This window comes from Gammaproteobacteria bacterium, from assembly GCA_016199745.1.
Lineage (GTDB): Bacteria > Pseudomonadota > Gammaproteobacteria > Acidiferrobacterales > Sulfurifustaceae > JACQFZ01.
The window spans coordinates 1-16,798 of the sequence record JACQFZ010000013.1; the positions used below are offsets into that span (position 1 = coordinate 1).

Annotated in this window: 20 protein-coding genes and 1 pseudogene; 16 read left to right on the forward strand and 5 right to left on the reverse strand. The window is 55.1% G+C overall.

Translation table 11 applies throughout. From position 1 onward, the window contains the following. The 11 genes and pseudogenes from ltrA to HY308_02525 all read left to right on the forward strand — a co-directional run. Positions 1-1,070, forward strand: a 1,070-nt coding sequence (gene ltrA / locus HY308_02475) for a group II intron reverse transcriptase/maturase (protein ID MBI3897144.1), incomplete at its 5' end; no start/stop codon positions are given. Between the two features lie 89 nt (positions 1,071-1,159). Next, positions 1,160-1,744, forward strand: coding sequence for a transposase family protein (locus tag HY308_02480; GenBank protein MBI3897145.1), 585 nt, complete (start codon positions 1,160-1,162; stop codon positions 1,742-1,744). A 139-nt stretch (positions 1,745-1,883) separates the two neighbouring features. Further along, entirely contained in the window at positions 1,884-2,399 is a 516-nt protein-coding gene (locus HY308_02485; GenBank protein ID MBI3897146.1) for a DinB family protein, read from the forward strand. Positions 2,400-2,523: 124 nt separating this feature from the next. Continuing rightward, positions 2,524-2,922 carry a hypothetical protein gene (locus HY308_02490; GenBank protein ID MBI3897147.1) on the forward strand — a complete coding sequence of 133 codons (399 nt, stop codon included), beginning with the start codon at positions 2,524-2,526 and terminating at the stop codon, positions 2,920-2,922. Between the two features lie 104 nt (positions 2,923-3,026). Then, positions 3,027-3,671, forward strand: coding sequence for an FMN-binding negative transcriptional regulator (locus HY308_02495; protein ID MBI3897148.1), 645 nt, complete (start codon positions 3,027-3,029; stop codon positions 3,669-3,671). Between the two features lie 313 nt (positions 3,672-3,984). Next, positions 3,985-4,425, forward strand: a complete 441-nt coding sequence (locus HY308_02500; GenBank protein MBI3897149.1) for a DUF3995 domain-containing protein — start codon at positions 3,985-3,987, stop codon at positions 4,423-4,425. 29 nt (positions 4,426-4,454) lie between these two features. Further along, positions 4,455-4,673, forward strand: a pseudogene (locus tag HY308_02505) (hypothetical protein). Next, complete coding sequence (locus HY308_02510; GenBank protein ID MBI3897150.1) at positions 4,627-5,016, forward strand: tautomerase family protein; 390 nt, start codon at positions 4,627-4,629, stop codon at positions 5,014-5,016. Before HY308_02505 ends, HY308_02510 begins: the two are co-directional and overlap by 47 nt. Before the next feature lie 75 nt (positions 5,017-5,091). Continuing rightward, on the forward strand, positions 5,092-5,430 hold the full coding sequence (locus tag HY308_02515) for a hypothetical protein (protein ID MBI3897151.1): 339 nt from the start codon (positions 5,092-5,094) through the stop codon (positions 5,428-5,430). A gap of 263 nt (positions 5,431-5,693) precedes the next feature. After that, positions 5,694-6,035, forward strand: a complete 342-nt coding sequence (locus HY308_02520) for a cupin domain-containing protein (GenBank protein ID MBI3897152.1) — start codon at positions 5,694-5,696, stop codon at positions 6,033-6,035. Positions 6,036-6,039: 4 nt separating this feature from the next. After that, positions 6,040-6,501 carry a GNAT family N-acetyltransferase gene (locus HY308_02525; GenBank protein ID MBI3897153.1) on the forward strand — a complete coding sequence of 154 codons (462 nt, stop codon included), beginning with the start codon at positions 6,040-6,042 and terminating at the stop codon, positions 6,499-6,501. A 189-nt stretch (positions 6,502-6,690) separates the two neighbouring features. Here HY308_02525 and HY308_02530 read toward each other — a convergent pair whose 3' ends face one another. After that, positions 6,691-7,089 carry a hypothetical protein gene (locus tag HY308_02530; protein MBI3897154.1) on the reverse strand — a complete coding sequence of 133 codons (399 nt, stop codon included), beginning with the start codon at positions 7,087-7,089 and terminating at the stop codon, positions 6,691-6,693. Positions 7,090-7,315: 226 nt separating this feature from the next. Here HY308_02530 and HY308_02535 point away from each other — a divergent pair, with 226 nt between their 5' ends. From HY308_02535 to HY308_02545, 3 genes are all read left to right on the forward strand, one after another. Further along, complete coding sequence (locus HY308_02535; GenBank protein MBI3897155.1) at positions 7,316-8,227, forward strand: hypothetical protein; 912 nt, start codon at positions 7,316-7,318, stop codon at positions 8,225-8,227. Between the two features lie 325 nt (positions 8,228-8,552). Continuing rightward, positions 8,553-9,002 carry a sulfurase gene (locus tag HY308_02540; GenBank protein ID MBI3897156.1) on the forward strand — a complete coding sequence of 150 codons (450 nt, stop codon included), beginning with the start codon at positions 8,553-8,555 and terminating at the stop codon, positions 9,000-9,002. 69 nt (positions 9,003-9,071) lie between these two features. After that, entirely contained in the window at positions 9,072-9,392 is a 321-nt protein-coding gene (locus HY308_02545; GenBank protein ID MBI3897157.1) for a hypothetical protein, read from the forward strand. Positions 9,393-9,455: 63 nt separating this feature from the next. Here the strand turns inward: HY308_02545 and HY308_02550 are convergent, their stop codons facing one another. Further along, positions 9,456-9,767, reverse strand: coding sequence for an AraC family transcriptional regulator (locus tag HY308_02550; GenBank protein MBI3897158.1), 312 nt, complete (start codon positions 9,765-9,767; stop codon positions 9,456-9,458). After that, on the reverse strand, positions 9,668-9,871 hold the full coding sequence (locus tag HY308_02555) for a hypothetical protein (protein ID MBI3897159.1): 204 nt from the start codon (positions 9,869-9,871) through the stop codon (positions 9,668-9,670). The genes HY308_02550 and HY308_02555 overlap by 100 nt, the downstream gene beginning before the upstream one ends. Positions 9,872-10,074: 203 nt before the next feature. Between HY308_02555 and HY308_02560 the strand changes: the two genes are divergently transcribed. Both HY308_02560 and HY308_02565 read left to right on the forward strand, forming a co-directional pair. Then, positions 10,075-10,503: an acyl-CoA thioesterase gene (locus tag HY308_02560; GenBank protein MBI3897160.1), complete on the forward strand. Its 429-nt coding sequence runs from the start codon at positions 10,075-10,077 to the stop codon at positions 10,501-10,503. A gap of 40 nt (positions 10,504-10,543) precedes the next feature. Continuing rightward, a complete protein-coding gene (locus HY308_02565) occupies positions 10,544-11,272 on the forward strand; it encodes a L,D-transpeptidase family protein (GenBank protein ID MBI3897161.1) in 729 nt (242 codons plus the stop codon). Between the two features lie 27 nt (positions 11,273-11,299). Here the strand turns inward: HY308_02565 and HY308_02570 are convergent, their stop codons facing one another. Both HY308_02570 and HY308_02575 read right to left on the reverse strand, forming a co-directional pair. Next, complete coding sequence (locus tag HY308_02570) at positions 11,300-15,025, reverse strand: translocation/assembly module TamB domain-containing protein (protein ID MBI3897162.1); 3,726 nt, start codon at positions 15,023-15,025, stop codon at positions 11,300-11,302. Beyond that, positions 15,022-16,770, reverse strand: coding sequence for an outer membrane protein assembly factor (locus HY308_02575; protein MBI3897163.1), 1,749 nt, complete (start codon positions 16,768-16,770; stop codon positions 15,022-15,024). The genes HY308_02570 and HY308_02575 overlap by 4 nt, the downstream gene beginning before the upstream one ends. Positions 16,771-16,798 lie beyond the last annotated feature (28 nt).

Genomic DNA, 16,798 nt, shown 5'->3' on the forward strand with positions numbered 1-16,798 from the left:
AGGAAGTCCTGATTCCAAAGAAAAGCGGTGGTCAACGCCCGCTCGGGATTCCAACGGTCTCGGATCGTATCGCCCAGACCGTCGTAAAACTCGTGCTCGAACCCGAACTGGAACCTCACTTCCATGAGCACTCCTACGGGTACCGTCCGGGTAAGTCAGCCCATCAAGCAATCGGCGTCACCCGCGAGCGTTGCTGGCGGCACGATTGGGTGCTGGAGTTCGACATCCGGGGGTTGTTCGACAACATTGACCACGGCCTTCTGATGAAAGCGGTTCGGCATCACACGACCTGCAGATGGATCCTGCTCTACATCGAACGCTGGCTAACGGTGCCGGTGCAACAGGAAAACGGGGAACTACGCCATCGAGAGAAAGGCACCCCGCAGGGCGGAGTCATCTCGCCGTTGCTGGCGAATCTCTTCCTGCACTACACCTTCGATCGATGGATGACGAGGCATTGTCCCCGCATACCCTTCTGCCGGTACGCCGATGACGGACTGATCCATTGCCGCAGTCTCAGGCAGGCGCGTTACCTTAGAGAAAGGTTGGCGCAACGGCTAACGGAATGCGGATTGGAACTTCATCCCGATAAGACACGGATCGTCTACTGCAAGGACATTCATCGACAGCAAAAGTACGAACACATCCAATTCGACTTCCTGGGATACACCTTCCGTCCGAGGTTCAGTAAAGATCGGTATGGTCGTCTCTTCACCACCTTCACGCCTGCAATCAGTCCGGCCGCCGCGAAAGCGTTGCGCCAGGAGATTCGGGGGTGGCGGTTGCAATTGAAAAGCGACAAATCGATCGACGACCTCTCGCGGATGTTCAGCCCCATGATCTCGGGATGGATGAACTACTACTGTCGATTCCGCGCCTCGGTCTTCTACCGCGTGGCAAAACATATCAACCGTGCGCTGGTCCGATGGGCCATGCGTAAGTTCAAAAGACTGCAAGGTCACAAACGTCGGGCAGACCAATGGGTTGCGCGCATCATGCGCCAACGACCCAATCTCTTCCCGCACTGGCGTTCGTCTTGCAGTCGCGGCTCGATGATGGGAGCCGGATGAACCGAGAGGTTCACGTCCGGTTCTGCGAGGGCCTGGGGGTGAGATTCCCCCGGGCTACTCACCCGTATCTGCCAGGCCCCATCGCCGGCATGTTCTTCTTCCTCCACCTCATGCTCGATGTGTACTCGCGCAAGATCGTGGCGCACGAGGTGCACGACGCCGAGTCGGCGGAACACGCGGCGCGCTTGATCGAGCAGGCCGTGCGCCGCGAAGGTGTTCCCCACGGCGTGCTCGTGGTGCACCAGGACAACGGCAGCCCCATGAAGGGTTCGACCTACCTCGCGAAACTCGCCGACCTCGGGATCAAACCGTCGTATAGTCGCCCCGGCGTCAGTGACGACAATGCCTACGCTGAGAGCTTGTTCCGCACCTGCAAATACCGGCCCGAGTTCCCGGGTGCGTTTGCGACACTCGATGAAGCGCAACAGTGGATGCTTCGCTTCACGCGCTGGTACAACCACGAACACAAACACCGCAACCTAAAGTTCGTGAGTCCAGCGCAACGTCACCGCGGAGACGACGCTGCCATCTTTGCCAAGCGTGTGACGGTCTACGAGCAAGCACGCGCGAAACAGCCGGCGCGTTGGCGCGGACATATCCGAAACTGGTCACTGCCGAACGAAGTGTGGTTGAACCGCCCCGCTGAAGAAAACGTGTTGCGCGAGGCGGCGTAAAAAGTTGAGGCGACAACTATGTTGACAGCCGCCGAAATGAAGAATTGCCAAGAATTCACAGGAAGCTGGAAAAGTTCTTGCGTCGTTGAAAGGCACTCAACAACGCTGCTTCATTGATACGTACCCAGAGACCACGATAATGACCGTACGCATGTTGGCACGTTACAACGCATGGGCGAACGCGCTTATGTTTGATGCCGTTGCACAGCTTCCTGATGGTGAAGCGACAAAGGAGCGTCGTTCTCTGTTTAGGGACATGGTTCACACGCTTAATCACAACTATGTCGTTTCGTTGATTTGGCGTGCCCATCTCGAAGGACGTGTGCACAGTTTTGTGGCACGCAATACTGAAAGTTATCCACCTCTAAACGAGTTATGGCATGCACAGCGAGCTATCGATGCGTGGTACATCGCGTCGTACGATGGTTTTTCGGAAACTGCACTAGCGGAACCAGTGAGCTTTACGCTTGTCGGTGGAAACACAGGCGTTATGACGCGTGCAGAAATCCTGCTTCACGTGCTTAATCATACGACCTATCACCACGGCTATGTCGCTGATATGTTCTATCAAGTGCCGGCTTGCCCGCCAACAACGGATTTGCCGGTGTTCCTTAGAGAAAATCGAGCAAGTCTCGGTTTGGGTACACAGATATGAGCTTCTCTGGACTCAATTGCCGAAACAAGCGCCTAGTAACGTAACAAGCAAGTAAACTCGCAAAGAAAGCCGTGGAGATGGGGTACGATCCCAAGTCGTATAAAAAATAATGCAAGGTGCGAATATGAAAAACACCCTCTTAAGTTTTTGCTTGTCGATCATTTTAATCGGTTGCGTATCAATAGATGCCACAAAGGCTGTTGGTCTTAGCGGGAAGGAGATTTGTATCATTGACAACCCTAACGTTCGCCAAGACCTTAGAGGCGCCTACGAAAGAAGAATTCAAGCAAAGGGATATAAAACACAAATAATAAAAGAAGCTTCAGCCTGCCCAATCACTTCTACATATACCGCTACATACGGTAACCACTGGGGGCTGTATTTAGCCACGTCCGAACTGAAGATCTTTAACGGAGGCGCATTAATAGGGCAAGTGCGCTATAAGGCGCCTTACGCCAGCCCAGAAAAACACGGACGAGTTGAAAACAAAATTGAGTCTATGGTTGATCAACTACTTCCATAATAAATTGCGTGCGTCAATAAGATCCTTGAAGTTAACTCAGTGTTCAGCGGACTGATTAGCAATACTTTAGCGGCCGGCGCCTTATACGTTAAGAACTATCAAACATGTATATACCAAAACAGTTCGAACAACCCAAAGTCGAAGTAATGCACGAGCTGATCCGTGCTCGCCCACTCGCCACGCTAGTCACGCTCTCATCTAACGGACTTAACGCAAACCATATTCCGTTGCATTTATTCCCGGAACCTTCGCCTTTCGGTACGTTGCAAGGTCATGTCGCTCGCGCAAATCCGGTGTGGGCCGATTTTGCGAGTAACGTTGAAACCTTGGCAATATTCCATGGCCCGGATACCTACATAACGCCTTCTTGGTATGCGACGAAGAAAGAAACCGGCAAAGTCGTGCCGACTTGGAACTACGTAGTAGTTCACGCTTATGGTTCATTGCGTGTCGTCGATGACGCTGCATGGTTGCGGGATCGACTGGAAGCGCTAACGGCCCATAACGAAGCGTCGTTCCCGAAGCCTTGGAAAGTAACGGACGCACCTCACGAATATACAGAGAAACTGATTGGCTCCATCGTAGGAATCGAGATCGTTATTACCAAGCTTTGCGGCAAGTGGAAAGTGAGCCAGAACCAACCGACACAGAATCAGGCGACCGTCGTTCAAGGATTGGAAGCGAGCGGAACAGAAGAGAGCTCAGTGATGGCAAAACTAGTTGCGGCCGCCGCAAAAGATGTTGGCTGACATTGCGATCTAGCGAACTTCTTTAGACGTTGCGGCGCTTCGTGATTCGGATCGCGGCCAACGTCGCTGACTTCAGCATTAGGCATGGACTGTTATGCCGTCACAAAAAAAATTTAACGAAAGAGTTGTCCCATGCATTTCTTCTCGCGCTGCTGTTAATCTGTTTTCCACAATCCCAACTATTTGCGAACGGTTCCCGAATGCCAGCATTTGATCCGATGTGGAGTGTAGTCAGCTTCTTCCGCATGCTTGGACTGGAATTGACTAGCCAATTTAATAACGAGTTGACGCGTTTGCCCCGAGGCGCAAGTTGATGGCTGCCGGGGAGTTCGTGATCGCCATCGCTTGTGTTGTCGTTCTGGCCATAGCGGCTGCATTTCATTTTTATTGGGGACTGGGTGGAAAAATTGGGTTAGTGGTGTCCTTGCCTCAGCGGGAAGGCGGCCAGCCGACCATTAAACCTGGAACATTTGCCACTCATACCGTCGGCTTTGCACTTGTAGTGGCCATATTAATCGTCCTTGCTTATGTCGGTCTCATGGCATCACCGTTGCCATTCGGTTGGCTGCGAGGCGGAGTCGCTCTCTTGGCTTTTGTCTTTACAGCACGTGCACTGAGTTGGCACAAATACGCAGGCCTTTTCAAAAAGGTGCGCAATACACGATTCGGCAAATATGACACGTGGCTCTATAGCCCTTTGTGTTTGTTCCTTGGCGTGGCATCGTTCTTCTTGCTCATCAAAGGCACTAACTAATGGCACATAAGGTCTCTAGCGCTGATCTTTCAATTTACGAAAAAAATTTAAAAGCGCTCGGAGTCGAAATCAAACCGCCGAGAAACCGAGTGGACGGCGAAGGCGAGTCACTTTACTTTTACGACTTCGACAATCACCTGTTCGAGTTACATACCGGAACACTCGAACAACGGCTCGCACGATATTCTGAGGGAGAAAGCAATGGCACAAGTAAAAGTCTATGGATTGAAGTCAGTCCTGACTCGTAGAATAGAACCGCTATCAAACGCCATCCACGCTTCTATTATGGAGGCCTTGCAATACCCAAAAGATAAAAAATTTCACAGGTTCATCGGTCTTGAGCCGGGCGAATTTATGTTTCCGTCCGACAGGAGCGAGAATTACACCATTATCGAAATTTCGATGTTCCAAGGCCGGTCCGTCGAAGCAAAGAAAGCGCTTATCCGGCTGCTTTTTTCGAATATAGAAAACCAAGCGCAGATTATGCCTGGCGATCTCGAAATCACCATTTACGAAACACCAAAAGAAAACTGGGGTATCCGAGGCGTTCCAGGTGATGAACTTTCACTAAGTTACAAGATCAATGTATGAAATATAAAGGAAGATGGTTCTCCACTTTTTCAATATAAAGCAACCTGGAGTGCCAAGCATCTGAATGAAGGGCGCATGATCGTGGATGACTTCAAGGCATATGCGCCAACGGGGCAGGCGATCTCGTCCTATGTCACCCTGAGAACCTATTCAGAAGCTACCCGCCGCTGGGAGATGACTGGTCTGGCAGCACTTCAACCGGCTATGAACTCGCAATGGTATGGCGAGTGGAAGGATGGCGAAATGTTGTTAGATGCTGCCGGGAAGGATCCGGCGGGTAACAGTGTCAGAACCAAAATACGTTTCTTTAATATCGCTAAGAACAGTTTCAGCTGGGAGAGCGACATCAGCAGAGACGAAGGAAAAACATGGGTTAAGACAGCCGCGCTGTTCGCGTCCAGGGCAGCACGATAGCTTAGTCACCGATCGAACGCTGTAAAAGCGGCGCCGGTAACTGGCGTTAGTTTTAATCGCATGAATCCCTCCAACCACACAGTGCTCATTGCCGGCGGAGCGATTGGAATAGGTTTCGCTATTGCCAAAAAGTTTCACGCTGCTGGCAACCGAGTCGCCTGGCGGGATTCATCATGTGTATCGTGTGGGACCATAATCCAATGGGCGAGATGAAGGATGAAACGGAATAGTCCATTGAACCAGAACCTCGGAGCAGAATCGCGATGAACCCGACCAAATCACCTGCAGGCTACATTGCAACGAAGCACGAATGGGCACAGCGTCTTGCCGCCACCCCTAAACCCGACTGGTTGGTGGCGTTCGACAACACCGATTGCTTGGTGGAATATTGGGCACCGCGGGATCCCGACACGCAGGAGCCGCACGATCGCGACGAGGTTTACGTCATTATCGCCGGCGATGCCGATTTCGATATGAACGGTCAACGTCGTGCCGTTGTCGATGGCGATTTGATTTTCGTGCCAGCAGGAATGCCGCATCGTTTCGTTAGATTTAGTGCTGATCTCGCGATGTGGGTCGTCTTTTTTGGACCTGTTCGAAAATAGCTTCATGCAGATACTTAATCTTAAAGATGAACCACAGCACCTCCCAATGTTGGGTGCGTGGCATCACAGCCAATGGTCGTATCTCAATCCGCAAGGCAGTCTTGAGCAACGGTTCGAAAAGATGAAGTTGCACTTAGACGCGGAACTTATCCCGAGCACCTTCATTGCTAAAGACGGAATGCTCTTGGGTTCCGCTTCCATAATCGCTCAGGATATGGACACCAAATCTGAGCTGACGCCTTGGCTAGCGAGCGTCTTTGTTACGCCAGAACACCGGAATAGGGGCACTGGCGACGAACTAGTAAAGCACGTTATGCAAAGAGCTAAGGAAGCGAAGGTCGAGACGCTCTATCTATTCACGCCCGATCGCGAAGCGTTTTATCAAAAATTGGAGTGGCGCCTATTTTCTAAAGAAAATTATCGTGGGCACTGGGTAACCGTTATGCACGTCAAATTCAATGACTGAGTCGAATGGCACTTACTTAACTTGACTATGTTACTAAACTGACCTACCCCGAACTTATTAGCAGGTCCCTTCCCCTTCAGGGGGAGGGAGTGGCGGCGGATGCGTTCGGTTTTTGCTTTGAGTAAGTGCCATTCATGACTGAGTCCTTTCGGTGGCAAGCAACGCGAGTTCTCCATTTGTCGAGCAACATTACTTTGCCTTTCGCAAGGCGCGCTTCTTTGCGCGCCGTTCCTTGAGTGCGAGCGTGTCACCCGGCGGAATGCTTTGGCGGATGCCGATTATCTGCATCGTCATATCCTCCTCTCGCAAACTGAATGAATCCGTTGGTACATTGATGGCACCAATCGTAAGCTGCGGATCGGGCAAACGACCTTCGTAGACCGCGCGTTCGGAAGCAGCGGCAACATTCGTGCGGTGATGAGATAACAACGGCGCGTTGATGACGGCGAGCTGTTCAGCACGTTCGAGCGTGAGCGTTTCTGCCGCCGGCAGTGCCGACGACACGACGAACAGGATCAAGCAAATACGATTCTTTGGCAACGGCGGTGAGCTGGCCCAGAGCGTTAGGGGATAACATTCTGGGGACACGGGCGATGATTCTTCGGACCACGACGGCTTTTTTGAACCTAAGCCGTGGTTCATGCAACCAACAACTATACGGGTTATTCAACGTCAGACAGCGGCGACTAGAGCGTACTAGCGACGCGTATTGCGCCGTATTTGTTGGAACAAATCCTTTAAACGCTGATCTAGGAAGAGGGATGCCTAACACGGCGCTCTATCAAGACGGCCAAAAAAATGTGGAGCAAAAAACATGTCAACAAAATCAAACGGTCCTATGAAGCGACGGATCGCCATAGCAGTAATTTTCGGCCTGGGGTTCGCAGTAACGGCGTCGGCGCAGGCTAGTCGGGGGATAGATGTCGGTGTGCCGGCTTACGTGTGGCCCAACGATCCGTTTATCGCAGATTTAAAGGACCCCGTCAAAACACCGATACCGCCGGCGGTGGTGATCCTCAACATCGAAAACGGCGATGGCAATGTGGCGTTGATGGATGCAGATGCCGATGCTTTGCGCGCACGTACGTTGCCGGATGGGGAACACGTACGAGTCATCGGCTATGTGTGGAGCAATTATGCGATGCGACCGATAGCGGACGTTAAATCCTCCATCGACCATTGGCTCGGGGCACGTAACGGATCGGTGCATGTCGACGGTATCTTCGTCGATCAAGTCACGAGCGCCTGCGGCCCGAGCGTCGGGTCGAATCAGTACCGCGATTATTACCGCCAGATCCGAGAATACGTTTGGACCAAACTGCCGAATAACGATTTAGTGGTGAACAACCCAGGCAACGCGATCACCGACTGTTATCTAGAAGCGCGTCACGACACCGCTGATATTTTTGTGACGTTCGAAGGATCGAAGACTTCCTACTTACAAGCGCCGTCGGCCGCTAACGGGTGGGTAGGCTGGACTGGCGGGAACGTCATCGTCAAAGGTCAATATCAAATAGGTACCAAATACCCAAGCTCGCGTTTCTGGCATTTGGTATATGACACCGGTGCGGGCGATTACCAACAGATCATCGATCTCGCGTTCGATCGTTGGGCCGGTACCGTGGAGACGACCGACGATGTAATGCCGAATCCGTGGGATGTAAAACCGTCGTATCTTACTCAAGCCATTCGGTACTCGACGTCCGTCGGACCCTACACAAGATAACGCTGTCGACTTAGCGCATGGCTCGCTGGTGACCATGCGCAAGATCCATGTCGTCCGACTCTTCACTGCGGTAACGGTAATCGGTTTGGTTGCCGCAGTTATCTGCTATTTGTCAGCGAGGTAACATGACATTGTATTGCCGAGTACGCGGTCAACGAGTGACGTACTGACCGTATCGGATTCAACACCGCAGTCCCGCCACATAAAGCGGAAGGGTAAATATTCGAGCGACAGATGATGTTTCCGGCAAGCGCGGCGCTTGCATTTTTTGCGCAAAAAGTAAAAATGGAATCGCTCTATAGCGCCTAGATAAAAATCGACTGCCATGTCCTCGATCATCCACATTTTCGTTGCCCTTCAGCGCGGACTACCAATGACCGCACTTACGCATGTCGAAGCGCTGACCGAGTGCGGACTTCGGGGTGATCGATACGTAGAACCGAAGAACCGTCGATCACCCGCCTACCAAGTAACACTGATCGAGATCGAAAACATCGACGAGTTCAGCCGAGTGACGGGATTTGTGTTGGTCCCAGATGCCCCACGACGTAATCTCGTTACCCAAGGAGTCCGTTTGAACGACCTTTGCGGCAAGTGCTTTCTCGTTGGCGAAACTGTGTTGGAAGGTTTGGAGCTTTGCGAACCCTGCGGATTGTTTGCGAAGAGAACCCATCCGCAAGTGCTCAAGCTATTTAAAGGAAAGGGCGGCTTGAAAGCTCGAATTCTCGTCGGCGGTACCATTGGTATCGGAGATGAAGTCAAAGAAAGCGCCTGATCATTGCGTCGAGCTGGACTCTCTAAGTCAGCATTGAAGCTTTTTATTGGGCACAACACGGGAGGTATTATGTCGGACGCAGTTGCTGAGTATGAAAAACTGGTCAAAGTCTTTACGCAAATCAAAGGTGTCGTTGCCAGCCAGATGTTTGGAAAGCCGTGCCTAAAAATTAACGGCAAGGCGTTTATTGCTCAGCATAAGAAGGCAGTGATTTTCAAGCTCAGTTCACCTCAACACGAGAAGGCGTTGTCCACCAAAGGGGCGGTCTTGTGGGACCCTTCGGGGAAAGGTCGACCTATGAAAGAGTGGGTGGCCGTACCGGCATTAGCAAGTAAAGGTTTAAAAACTTTTGCCAAGTCGGCGCTCGACTACGTTGCTTCCGATACTTAACTCTTTGTTTGCCGCTAACGGCAGCGCGGCGTTCGATCCGTTCAAAAATCCCGCGTAGCGGCATTAGGCGACTGGAATATAAATATCGACCTCCGAATCTTCCGACCCCGGCCTGAATCGCTGGTCATAGATCTCTAATTCGGGCGCGTCGCGTAACCTCATTCCGGATTTCGGCAGCCACGAGCCGTAGATATACTTCATCGTCAGACCGATTTTCTCGACCTGACATTTATGCGCGAACATGGCATAGGTACCGGAAGGTATCGTCATGACAGTCATACCGTCGGGAACTGTATCCGTGCTTTTGACTTCTGTGCCTGCCATATAGAGGCATTCATCGGGATGCGATTTGTCGTTGTCATCTGAAAATGCCATTTGGAAAAGCCGGCGACATTGGCAATAGCAGCCGTCGACAGATCGCCATGTAGATAATCTTCGATGTAGTCGATCGCGTTTTGTATTCGGCGCTGATGTTCCATTCAGGTCCTCTCACGTATTTATAATGCCGACGGAAAATTTAATTTTGATAATTTGTGCGATTCTGTAGCGTGCTTAGCTGGAATTTATCGAAACACGGGCTTTCTTTACTTTATACTGAAAAAGGTGTGGCTTCGGCAGCGTAAAAAATCGGCGAGTTGAGCTGGCCCAGCGGTGACGCATTTACTTTTTCGAGGGCGAAGCGGTGGAAAGAAACACGTTTTCGTTTTTTCATGAGTTGCGCGTGCGAACCTCCGAAGTCGACTATCAAGGCATTGTCTTTAACGCCCATTACCTGACGTACTTCGAAGTCGCCGTAATCGAATACATGCGGCACATCGGTTACAACTATCGGGCGCTGGTGTCGACCAAGGGGCTCGACTTTCATACCGTCAAGGCGACGGTCGAGTACCTGGCACCGATCGGCTTGGAAGAGTTAATCGAAATCGGTGTCATCGCCAGCAAAATTGGAAATTCCAGTCTGACGTGGACGCTCGGAATTTATAAGAAAGGACAACCCGAAATTACGGCAAAAGGGGAAATTATTTGGGTGTGTGCACGCGTCGGTGCGCATAAGTCGCATCCGTTACCGGAAGATCTGGTGCAGTTGTTGAAGCAGAACGCCAACGGCTAATGTTTGCCGATAGCGCCGTTATGTCAACCGAGCATTAAACATGTTTACCCGCCGAAAAGTATTTGTAGCCGGTACAGCGCTGGCAACGATTCTATTTTCAGGGGGCTCGGTGCGCGGCTCGGCGTTGTCTTTGCGCAATCAGCGTCGCGGCGGCTACACCGTTTCCGAAAGATTGACGCAGTACGGTCCGATCGTCGAATCACGTCTCCGTCGTGCCTTTGAAAGCGCCGGGCTTTCGTATCCACCGCACGAGCTTGCCTACATCGCCTTCAAAGACTCACGCCGTTTCGAGGTCTACGGTCGTATGTCGCCGGTACAGCGGTGGCGCTTCGTTAAGGCGTATCCGATCCGCGCCGCGAGCGGCAAGCTGGGACCGAAACTTGCCGAAGGCGATAACCAAGTGCCCGAAGGGAGTTATCGCGCGGCTTATCTCAATCCCAATAGTCAGTTTCATTTGTCGATCCGTGTGAACTATCCGAACGAATACGATCGGCACGTGGCGAAAGCTGACGGTCGCACCAGGCTCGGCGGCGACATCATGATCCACGGCAACGCCGTGTCGATCGGGTGTCTCGCGGTCGGCGATCAAGCGGCTGAAGATTTATTTGTTCTGGCCGCGCTCGCGTCGCCGGAGCGGGTGCGCGTGATTATCAGCCCTACCGATTTTCGGCTGGCGTCGGCGTCAGTGCCTGTTGCCGGGCCGCCGTGGATCGGTGATCTGTATGTGGCGATCCGCGCCGAGCTGCAGCAGTTTCAAAGAAAGCCATAATCGACGGCGGTTACGCTAACGGGTCGTTCAACGCTCGATTTCGTACAACACGTCCCCGCCCGACACCGTCCCCGATTGCGCTTCTAGCGACCAATTCGAATTGAGCTTGTAGCGGATACGAAAGATGTTCGCTTGGCCGAACAAACCGATACTGTAGTTAATGTACAGCCGCGGTGACAGACGCTTGCCGAGGACGAGCGCCGCTTCTTCCGAGGTATTGCTCGATTCGACGTCGACTTCGTCGATGCCGAAGCGCTCGCCGAGCCACTGAGCGACGCGTGCGCCGCCGGAAAGTTTAAGAGCACGAGTGGCGGCGGCGATGGCGCGACCTTCGCCGGCGTCGGCGCCGGTCGCGGGCTTACCGAACAGTAGATAGGAGAGCGTGTCTGTTTGGCTCATCGACGGATCGGAGAATAGTTTTAGTTCCGGTGTTTGCAACGTGCCTTGCACTTCGACGCCGACGGTTATCGTATTCGTATCGTCGATGACGCGCACGGCGCGCGCGTCGATGCCGGGATTGTCCACCGGGCCGACAAAGAGCAGGCGGCCGCGTTCAAGATCGAGCTTCTCGCCGAACGCCTCGTACTTGCCTTCAGTGACGCGCAACTCACCGCGAGCGGTGGTTAGCTGGCCCGGCGCGTCGATGGCGACCACGCTGCCGGTGATCATGGCATGTAGGCCAAAACCATCGAAGCTTACTTTGTCGCCGAGCGTTACGTGTACTTCGGCAGTGACTGGCAGCGGATCACGTGCCGGCACTTGTGCTTGCACCTGTGTCGGCGCGTTGACGATGACGACATCATGCGAAACGGTAACGGCGTCTTCGCTTTTTTTGCCACTTAGCGTGAAGCGGGCCTCGGGAATATGAACGTCGCCGGTTGCTTTGACGGCGTTTGGTGTAAGGACGAAGCGCAGATCGGGCGATACGTATACCTTTGCTTCCGGCAGGTCGGCGGTGAGGAAGCGGGCGCCGGCAATGCGCAGATCGGTTTGCCAATCGAGGCCGCTCTTCAGCGTTATCAGTCCGGAGAGACCGAGCGTACCGCCGCCCGATGAAGCGTGGCCGTTCAGCTGAATGTTGCCATTAGCCAACGGGGTCGCCGTGAGTTGCGTGTCGTCGACGTGAATACCGATCGTTGGCAGGCGCGCGCTCGCGTCAGCCAGCGTCGCTTGGCCACGCACGCGGGGTCGCGCGAGCGTGCCTAGCAGCGTTAGGTCGGCGTGCAAATTTCCGTGCAGGTCTTCGAGTTCGGGGAACAGCGCGGCGAACGGCGCCAACGTGCGTAATGCCAACGAAAATTTTCCTTCAACCGGTTGATCGCCGCCGTCGATGCTGAATTTTGGTAGCGCGACCGATGCCGAGCCGCCGTCGCCGTTAGCCAGCGCGAACTCGGCGTTGGTACGTAGGCCGTTGTCGTTGATCGTTAGATCCAAGTGCGCACGTTCGTACGCCAACGTTGCGCCGGCGGCGAGGTAGGTGACGCTGCCGGGTCCGAAATCGAAGCGTGCGTCGGTTTTAATCCGATCGTTGGCATCGATTCGCGCTTGCGCCCGGCCGCTGGCGCTGCCGGCCAAGCCGATCGGTGTGCGCATGAGTGGGTTGAACAGCGCCAACGGCATGCGTTCGGCGATGAGTCCGAGTTCAGTACCGGTGTCGTTGCGATCGACGTGCGTACATACGCGCGCTGCCGCTAGTTGCCAGCAGCTTTCGTCGAGCTTGATGCGTTCAGCGCTCAGCAGCAGTGGGGCGCGGTTGACCAGCTTCCAGTCCTCGGTGCCGATGTGCAACGTACTGTCGCTAAGCGCACCGTTCCATACCGTATCGGCGTAGCGGCCGTTGAGTTGCGCGTTCAGCGTTACCTCGGCGGCATGCGCGCTGATGGTCAGGGTATGTTGCGTCAGTTTTCCATCGCCGTCGACGGATAGGCGATCGACATCGCGGCCGGCGACGGACAAGCCGGTCGCGTTTAGCTTCAGGTACGAGCGCACGCGATCGGAAAGGTCGATGGCCGTATCGATGTCGATCTTTTCGGTCCGCGTCTGACCGTAGGCAAGCCCACTGCCGTTGAGCTTTGCCTCTATATAAGGAGTGGCGCGGGTGCCACCGACGTGGCCATTACCGTCGAGGCGGCCGCTGGCGCGGGGTAACGCAGCGCCGAGCTCGGGGGCGTGCACACGCCAGGCGAGATCCCAGTTATTGCCGATGCTGCCGTTGACGTCGACGGTCGCATCACCGGACTTAAGCTTGAGCGCCACGTCGGGATAACGGTCGTCGCGGCGGGTGACGCGCGCCTCGCCGGTTACCGGGCGATTACGCAGAGTGCCGCGTAGTTGCTGGACCGTGCCGCGTATTTCGTCGTGATCGCCGGCGAGTTGTGCAGTCAATGCCAGCATGCCGGGCCATTCCGGCCAGGTGACAGCGGGATTGAGCGACTGGCCTTGCAGCTGCGCACTCCATTGCAGTTGCGGCGACCAGGCGAGCTGCGCCGTGCCATTCACGCTACCGCCGAGAATGTCGACGGCAACGGCATCGAAGCCGATGTGCGCGCGATCACCGCTACCGGTCGCCTGCCAGTGGGCGTCGGGCAATTGCGCGCCGTTGGTTTTAGCGTTGAGCGAGAGGCGGTAGTTGGCGAGTGTGCCGCTGATATCGAGCCGACCGTCCGGGCTGGAAATGACCGGCGCGTCGGTCAGTGGCCAGCTCAGCTGGTGCCACTGTAGATGCGCGTCGAGCGCTTGCTTCGGCAACTGCCAGCGTCCTTGTGCCGTCACCGTCGTCTTCGTGCTCGGTAATTGCAGCGCTAACTCGTCGACGATGATTTCTTGCGTCATCGCGCCGTGCAGGCGAAAGCGCCCGCGGGTTTCCGGAAGATCGGCCGGACGCGCCTGCAGCGTGCCGTCGGCCTTGAAGTTATCGCGGTCGCCGCTGGCCGCGAGCGTTAAACCTAAGGTGGCGGTCATTCCGTCCGGTTGTAATCGTTGCCAATCGAACGCCGGAACTTTGGCTTCTGCCTGCCAACGTAGCGCCGTCAGCGCGTCCTTGAGCTTGAGATGCACGTCGGCGGCGATCGGCTGCGTCAGTTGTTGCGTCAACGACAGATCGGCCAGACGACCTGTGATGTCGCCATGGCCGGCGAGGGGCGGGTGCCCATCGAGATTGACGCGCCAATCGACCGTCAAGCGTTCGTTGTCGGCGGCGAGACCGAGCGTTCCTTGTGCGCTCACGGCGAACATGTCGGCATCAACCGTTAAGTGATCGATGCGCATACGGGTGTTGTTGATGTGCGTCGCCAGCGCTATCGATTGGAGGCGATAGACCGCATCGCCGCGTCGTACTTCAATGTCGCGCAACGTCGCATTTTGCAAACGCACGCTGACAGGTAACGACAGTGACGGCGGCGCGGACGATTTGTCGGCGGTCGGCGCGAGCGAAATGCGCACGCCGTTTACGGTGAGCTCGCCCAGCTGCACGCGGCCGACGAGCAATGCCAACGGCGACCAATTGAGCGTGGCATGTTCGACCTCGACATTGACGGAGGTGTCGCGATAGTGCAAACCGTCGATGGTCAGCGGGCCCGCGAGCCGGCCTGCGAGCGCGCGCAGCTCGAGCGTGCCGGGCAAGCGAGTACGCAATGTGGCGTAGGTCCATTGCAAGCCACTCTCGGTCATCAGCAGCCAGATTGCTGCGCCGAGCACTCCGAGCAAGCCGGCGACAATAGCGCCGAGCATGAGCCATACCGCTTTGCGCTTCATAAATCGGGCCCGAGATAAATATGTAGGCGCAATGGCTTGTCCGGTTCGCTGATGGCCGACGCTACATCGACGCGGATTTGGCCGATCGGCGAGCGCCAACGCACGCCGATGCCGGCGCCTTTGTCGAGCGGATCGGAAAAATTGTTGACGGCGTTGCCGACATCGTAGAACACGGCGGCAGCCCACTTACCGGTTATGTGTTGCTCGTATTCGACGCTGCCGACGAGCAGGTTGCGGCCGCCGACTACGTTGCCGTTATCATCGGTCGGACCACGACTGTTGTAGGCGTAGCCGCGTACGCTAACGTCGCCGCCGCTGAAGAAACGCAGCGATGCCGGCAGCTCGTGGGTGGCGGCGAGGCGTGTGTGGCCGACGTCGCCGCGGACGATGAAACGGCTGGAATCGCCGACCGGGCGGATGATCTTGGCGCCTAGGCGCGATTGCAGCAGGCTGATATCCGACACGAAGTGACTCGAGGCGCCGCGCAGATCGAGTGTGGCGCGCGCGCCGCGGCGGGTGAAGACGCGTTCGTCGCCCCAGAAATAGGTCCAATTTATGCCTGGCATCAGCAGTGTCGATGCGCCGGTTTCATCGCCGATTTCGAATTTTTCGTTGTGATAGGTCAGCGATAGTGTTTCCAGTACGTGCCCACGTGCGTTCGTGCGATTGACCGCGAGTTGCCGGATTTCGGTATCGGCGGTGCGTGTCGTGTTTTCGGAGTAGCCGGCGGTGAAGCCGAGCTGATCGGTGCGCGGGTTGCGTATCGGAATGAAATAGCCGGTGGTGATGCTGCGTTCGATTCCTGAGTTGTGTACGTCGGCGCGTACATGGTGACCGTCGGCATTGAGATAGCGCCGTTCCCAGCCGGCTTGAACGCGCGCGTCGGTGTCGGTTCCGTAACCCAAACCAAACGTGTATTTGTCGGGCCGGCGCGCGGTCAGGTGTACCGTCACCGGGATCGAGTGATCTTTCGCCAACAGCGGATCGGCGTTCATCTCGACATCGCTGAAGTACTCGCTACTGAGCAGTGCCTGTTGTAGCTCGAGCAGCGCCTCGGCGGAATAGTAGTCGCCCGGCTGAATGCGGATGTAGCGTTGCAGCAGTTCGGGGTTCAGGATTTGCTGTTCGACGTTGATCTCGCCGAAGCGATAGCGCCCACCGGTGTCGATATGCAGATAAATATCGGCGTGGTAGTCGGCGAGATCGATGCGCATTTCACTGCGCGTGAAGCGCATGTCGAAGTAACCGCGTTCGGCCGCTACCGTCTGTAGTTCGTGCTTGGTGTCGTCGTAGTCGCGTTGATTGAGCGGCTCGTTCAGTTGCAGCGGGAAATTGTCGATAATAATTTCGAATTCGGGATCGGTGCGGCCGTCGCCGTCGATCTGAACATCGACCGTCTTCACCGGAATCGGCCTGCCGGGCTCGATACGGTAGCGTGCGATCCAACCGTTCTCGTCGTGCTCCAAGCTCGATTCAACGCGCGCGCGATAGTAGCCGAATGGCTGCAGCGCGGTCGTGATTTCGCTCACCGCTTGCTCGTGCAAGCGGCGAATGCGGGCGACCGACAGCTCGCGCTCGCGTTCTTGATGCAGTGTCAGCGACGCCAGTACATTATCGCGCGGCTCGTCGGTGATACCTTCGACGGAAATCGTGACCTTATCGGCCCAAACGGTGCTCGATAATAAGAACAGTAAAATACCGGCAGCGAGCCGTGTCGCGAACGATTGTTGTTGTAGGTGTAGCATCTATTGGCCGATGACAGCGAGTTGCGGG

Bases quoted from the DNA above. Each gene is read 5' to 3' on its own strand.
- HY308_02550 (MBI3897158.1), bottom strand. From the start codon at position 9,767: ATGGCATTTTCAGATGACAACGACAAATCGCATCCCGATGAATGCCTC.
- HY308_02575 (MBI3897163.1), bottom strand. From the start codon at position 16,770: ATGCTACACCTACAACAACAATCGTTCGCGACACGGCTCGCTGCCGGT.
- HY308_02570 (MBI3897162.1), bottom strand. From the start codon at position 15,025: ATGAAGCGCAAAGCGGTATGGCTCATGCTCGGCGCTATTGTCGCCGGC.
- HY308_02480 (MBI3897145.1), top strand. From the start codon at position 1,160: ATGTTCTTCTTCCTCCACCTCATGCTCGATGTGTACTCGCGCAAGATC.
- HY308_02540 (MBI3897156.1), top strand. From the start codon at position 8,553: ATGTCCTCGATCATCCACATTTTCGTTGCCCTTCAGCGCGGACTACCA.
- HY308_02555 (MBI3897159.1), bottom strand. From the start codon at position 9,871: ATGGAACATCAGCGCCGAATACAAAACGCGATCGACTACATCGAAGAT.
- HY308_02515 (MBI3897151.1), top strand. From the start codon at position 5,092: ATGATCGTGGATGACTTCAAGGCATATGCGCCAACGGGGCAGGCGATC.
- HY308_02495 (MBI3897148.1), top strand. From the start codon at position 3,027: ATGTATATACCAAAACAGTTCGAACAACCCAAAGTCGAAGTAATGCAC.
- HY308_02490 (MBI3897147.1), top strand. From the start codon at position 2,524: ATGAAAAACACCCTCTTAAGTTTTTGCTTGTCGATCATTTTAATCGGT.
- HY308_02525 (MBI3897153.1), top strand. From the start codon at position 6,040: ATGCAGATACTTAATCTTAAAGATGAACCACAGCACCTCCCAATGTTG.
- HY308_02520 (MBI3897152.1), top strand. From the start codon at position 5,694: ATGAACCCGACCAAATCACCTGCAGGCTACATTGCAACGAAGCACGAA.
- HY308_02510 (MBI3897150.1), top strand. From the start codon at position 4,627: ATGGCACAAGTAAAAGTCTATGGATTGAAGTCAGTCCTGACTCGTAGA.
- HY308_02535 (MBI3897155.1), top strand. From the start codon at position 7,316: ATGTCAACAAAATCAAACGGTCCTATGAAGCGACGGATCGCCATAGCA.
- HY308_02565 (MBI3897161.1), top strand. From the start codon at position 10,544: ATGTTTACCCGCCGAAAAGTATTTGTAGCCGGTACAGCGCTGGCAACG.
- HY308_02545 (MBI3897157.1), top strand. From the start codon at position 9,072: ATGTCGGACGCAGTTGCTGAGTATGAAAAACTGGTCAAAGTCTTTACG.
- HY308_02500 (MBI3897149.1), top strand. From the start codon at position 3,985: ATGGCTGCCGGGGAGTTCGTGATCGCCATCGCTTGTGTTGTCGTTCTG.
- HY308_02485 (MBI3897146.1), top strand. From the start codon at position 1,884: ATGACCGTACGCATGTTGGCACGTTACAACGCATGGGCGAACGCGCTT.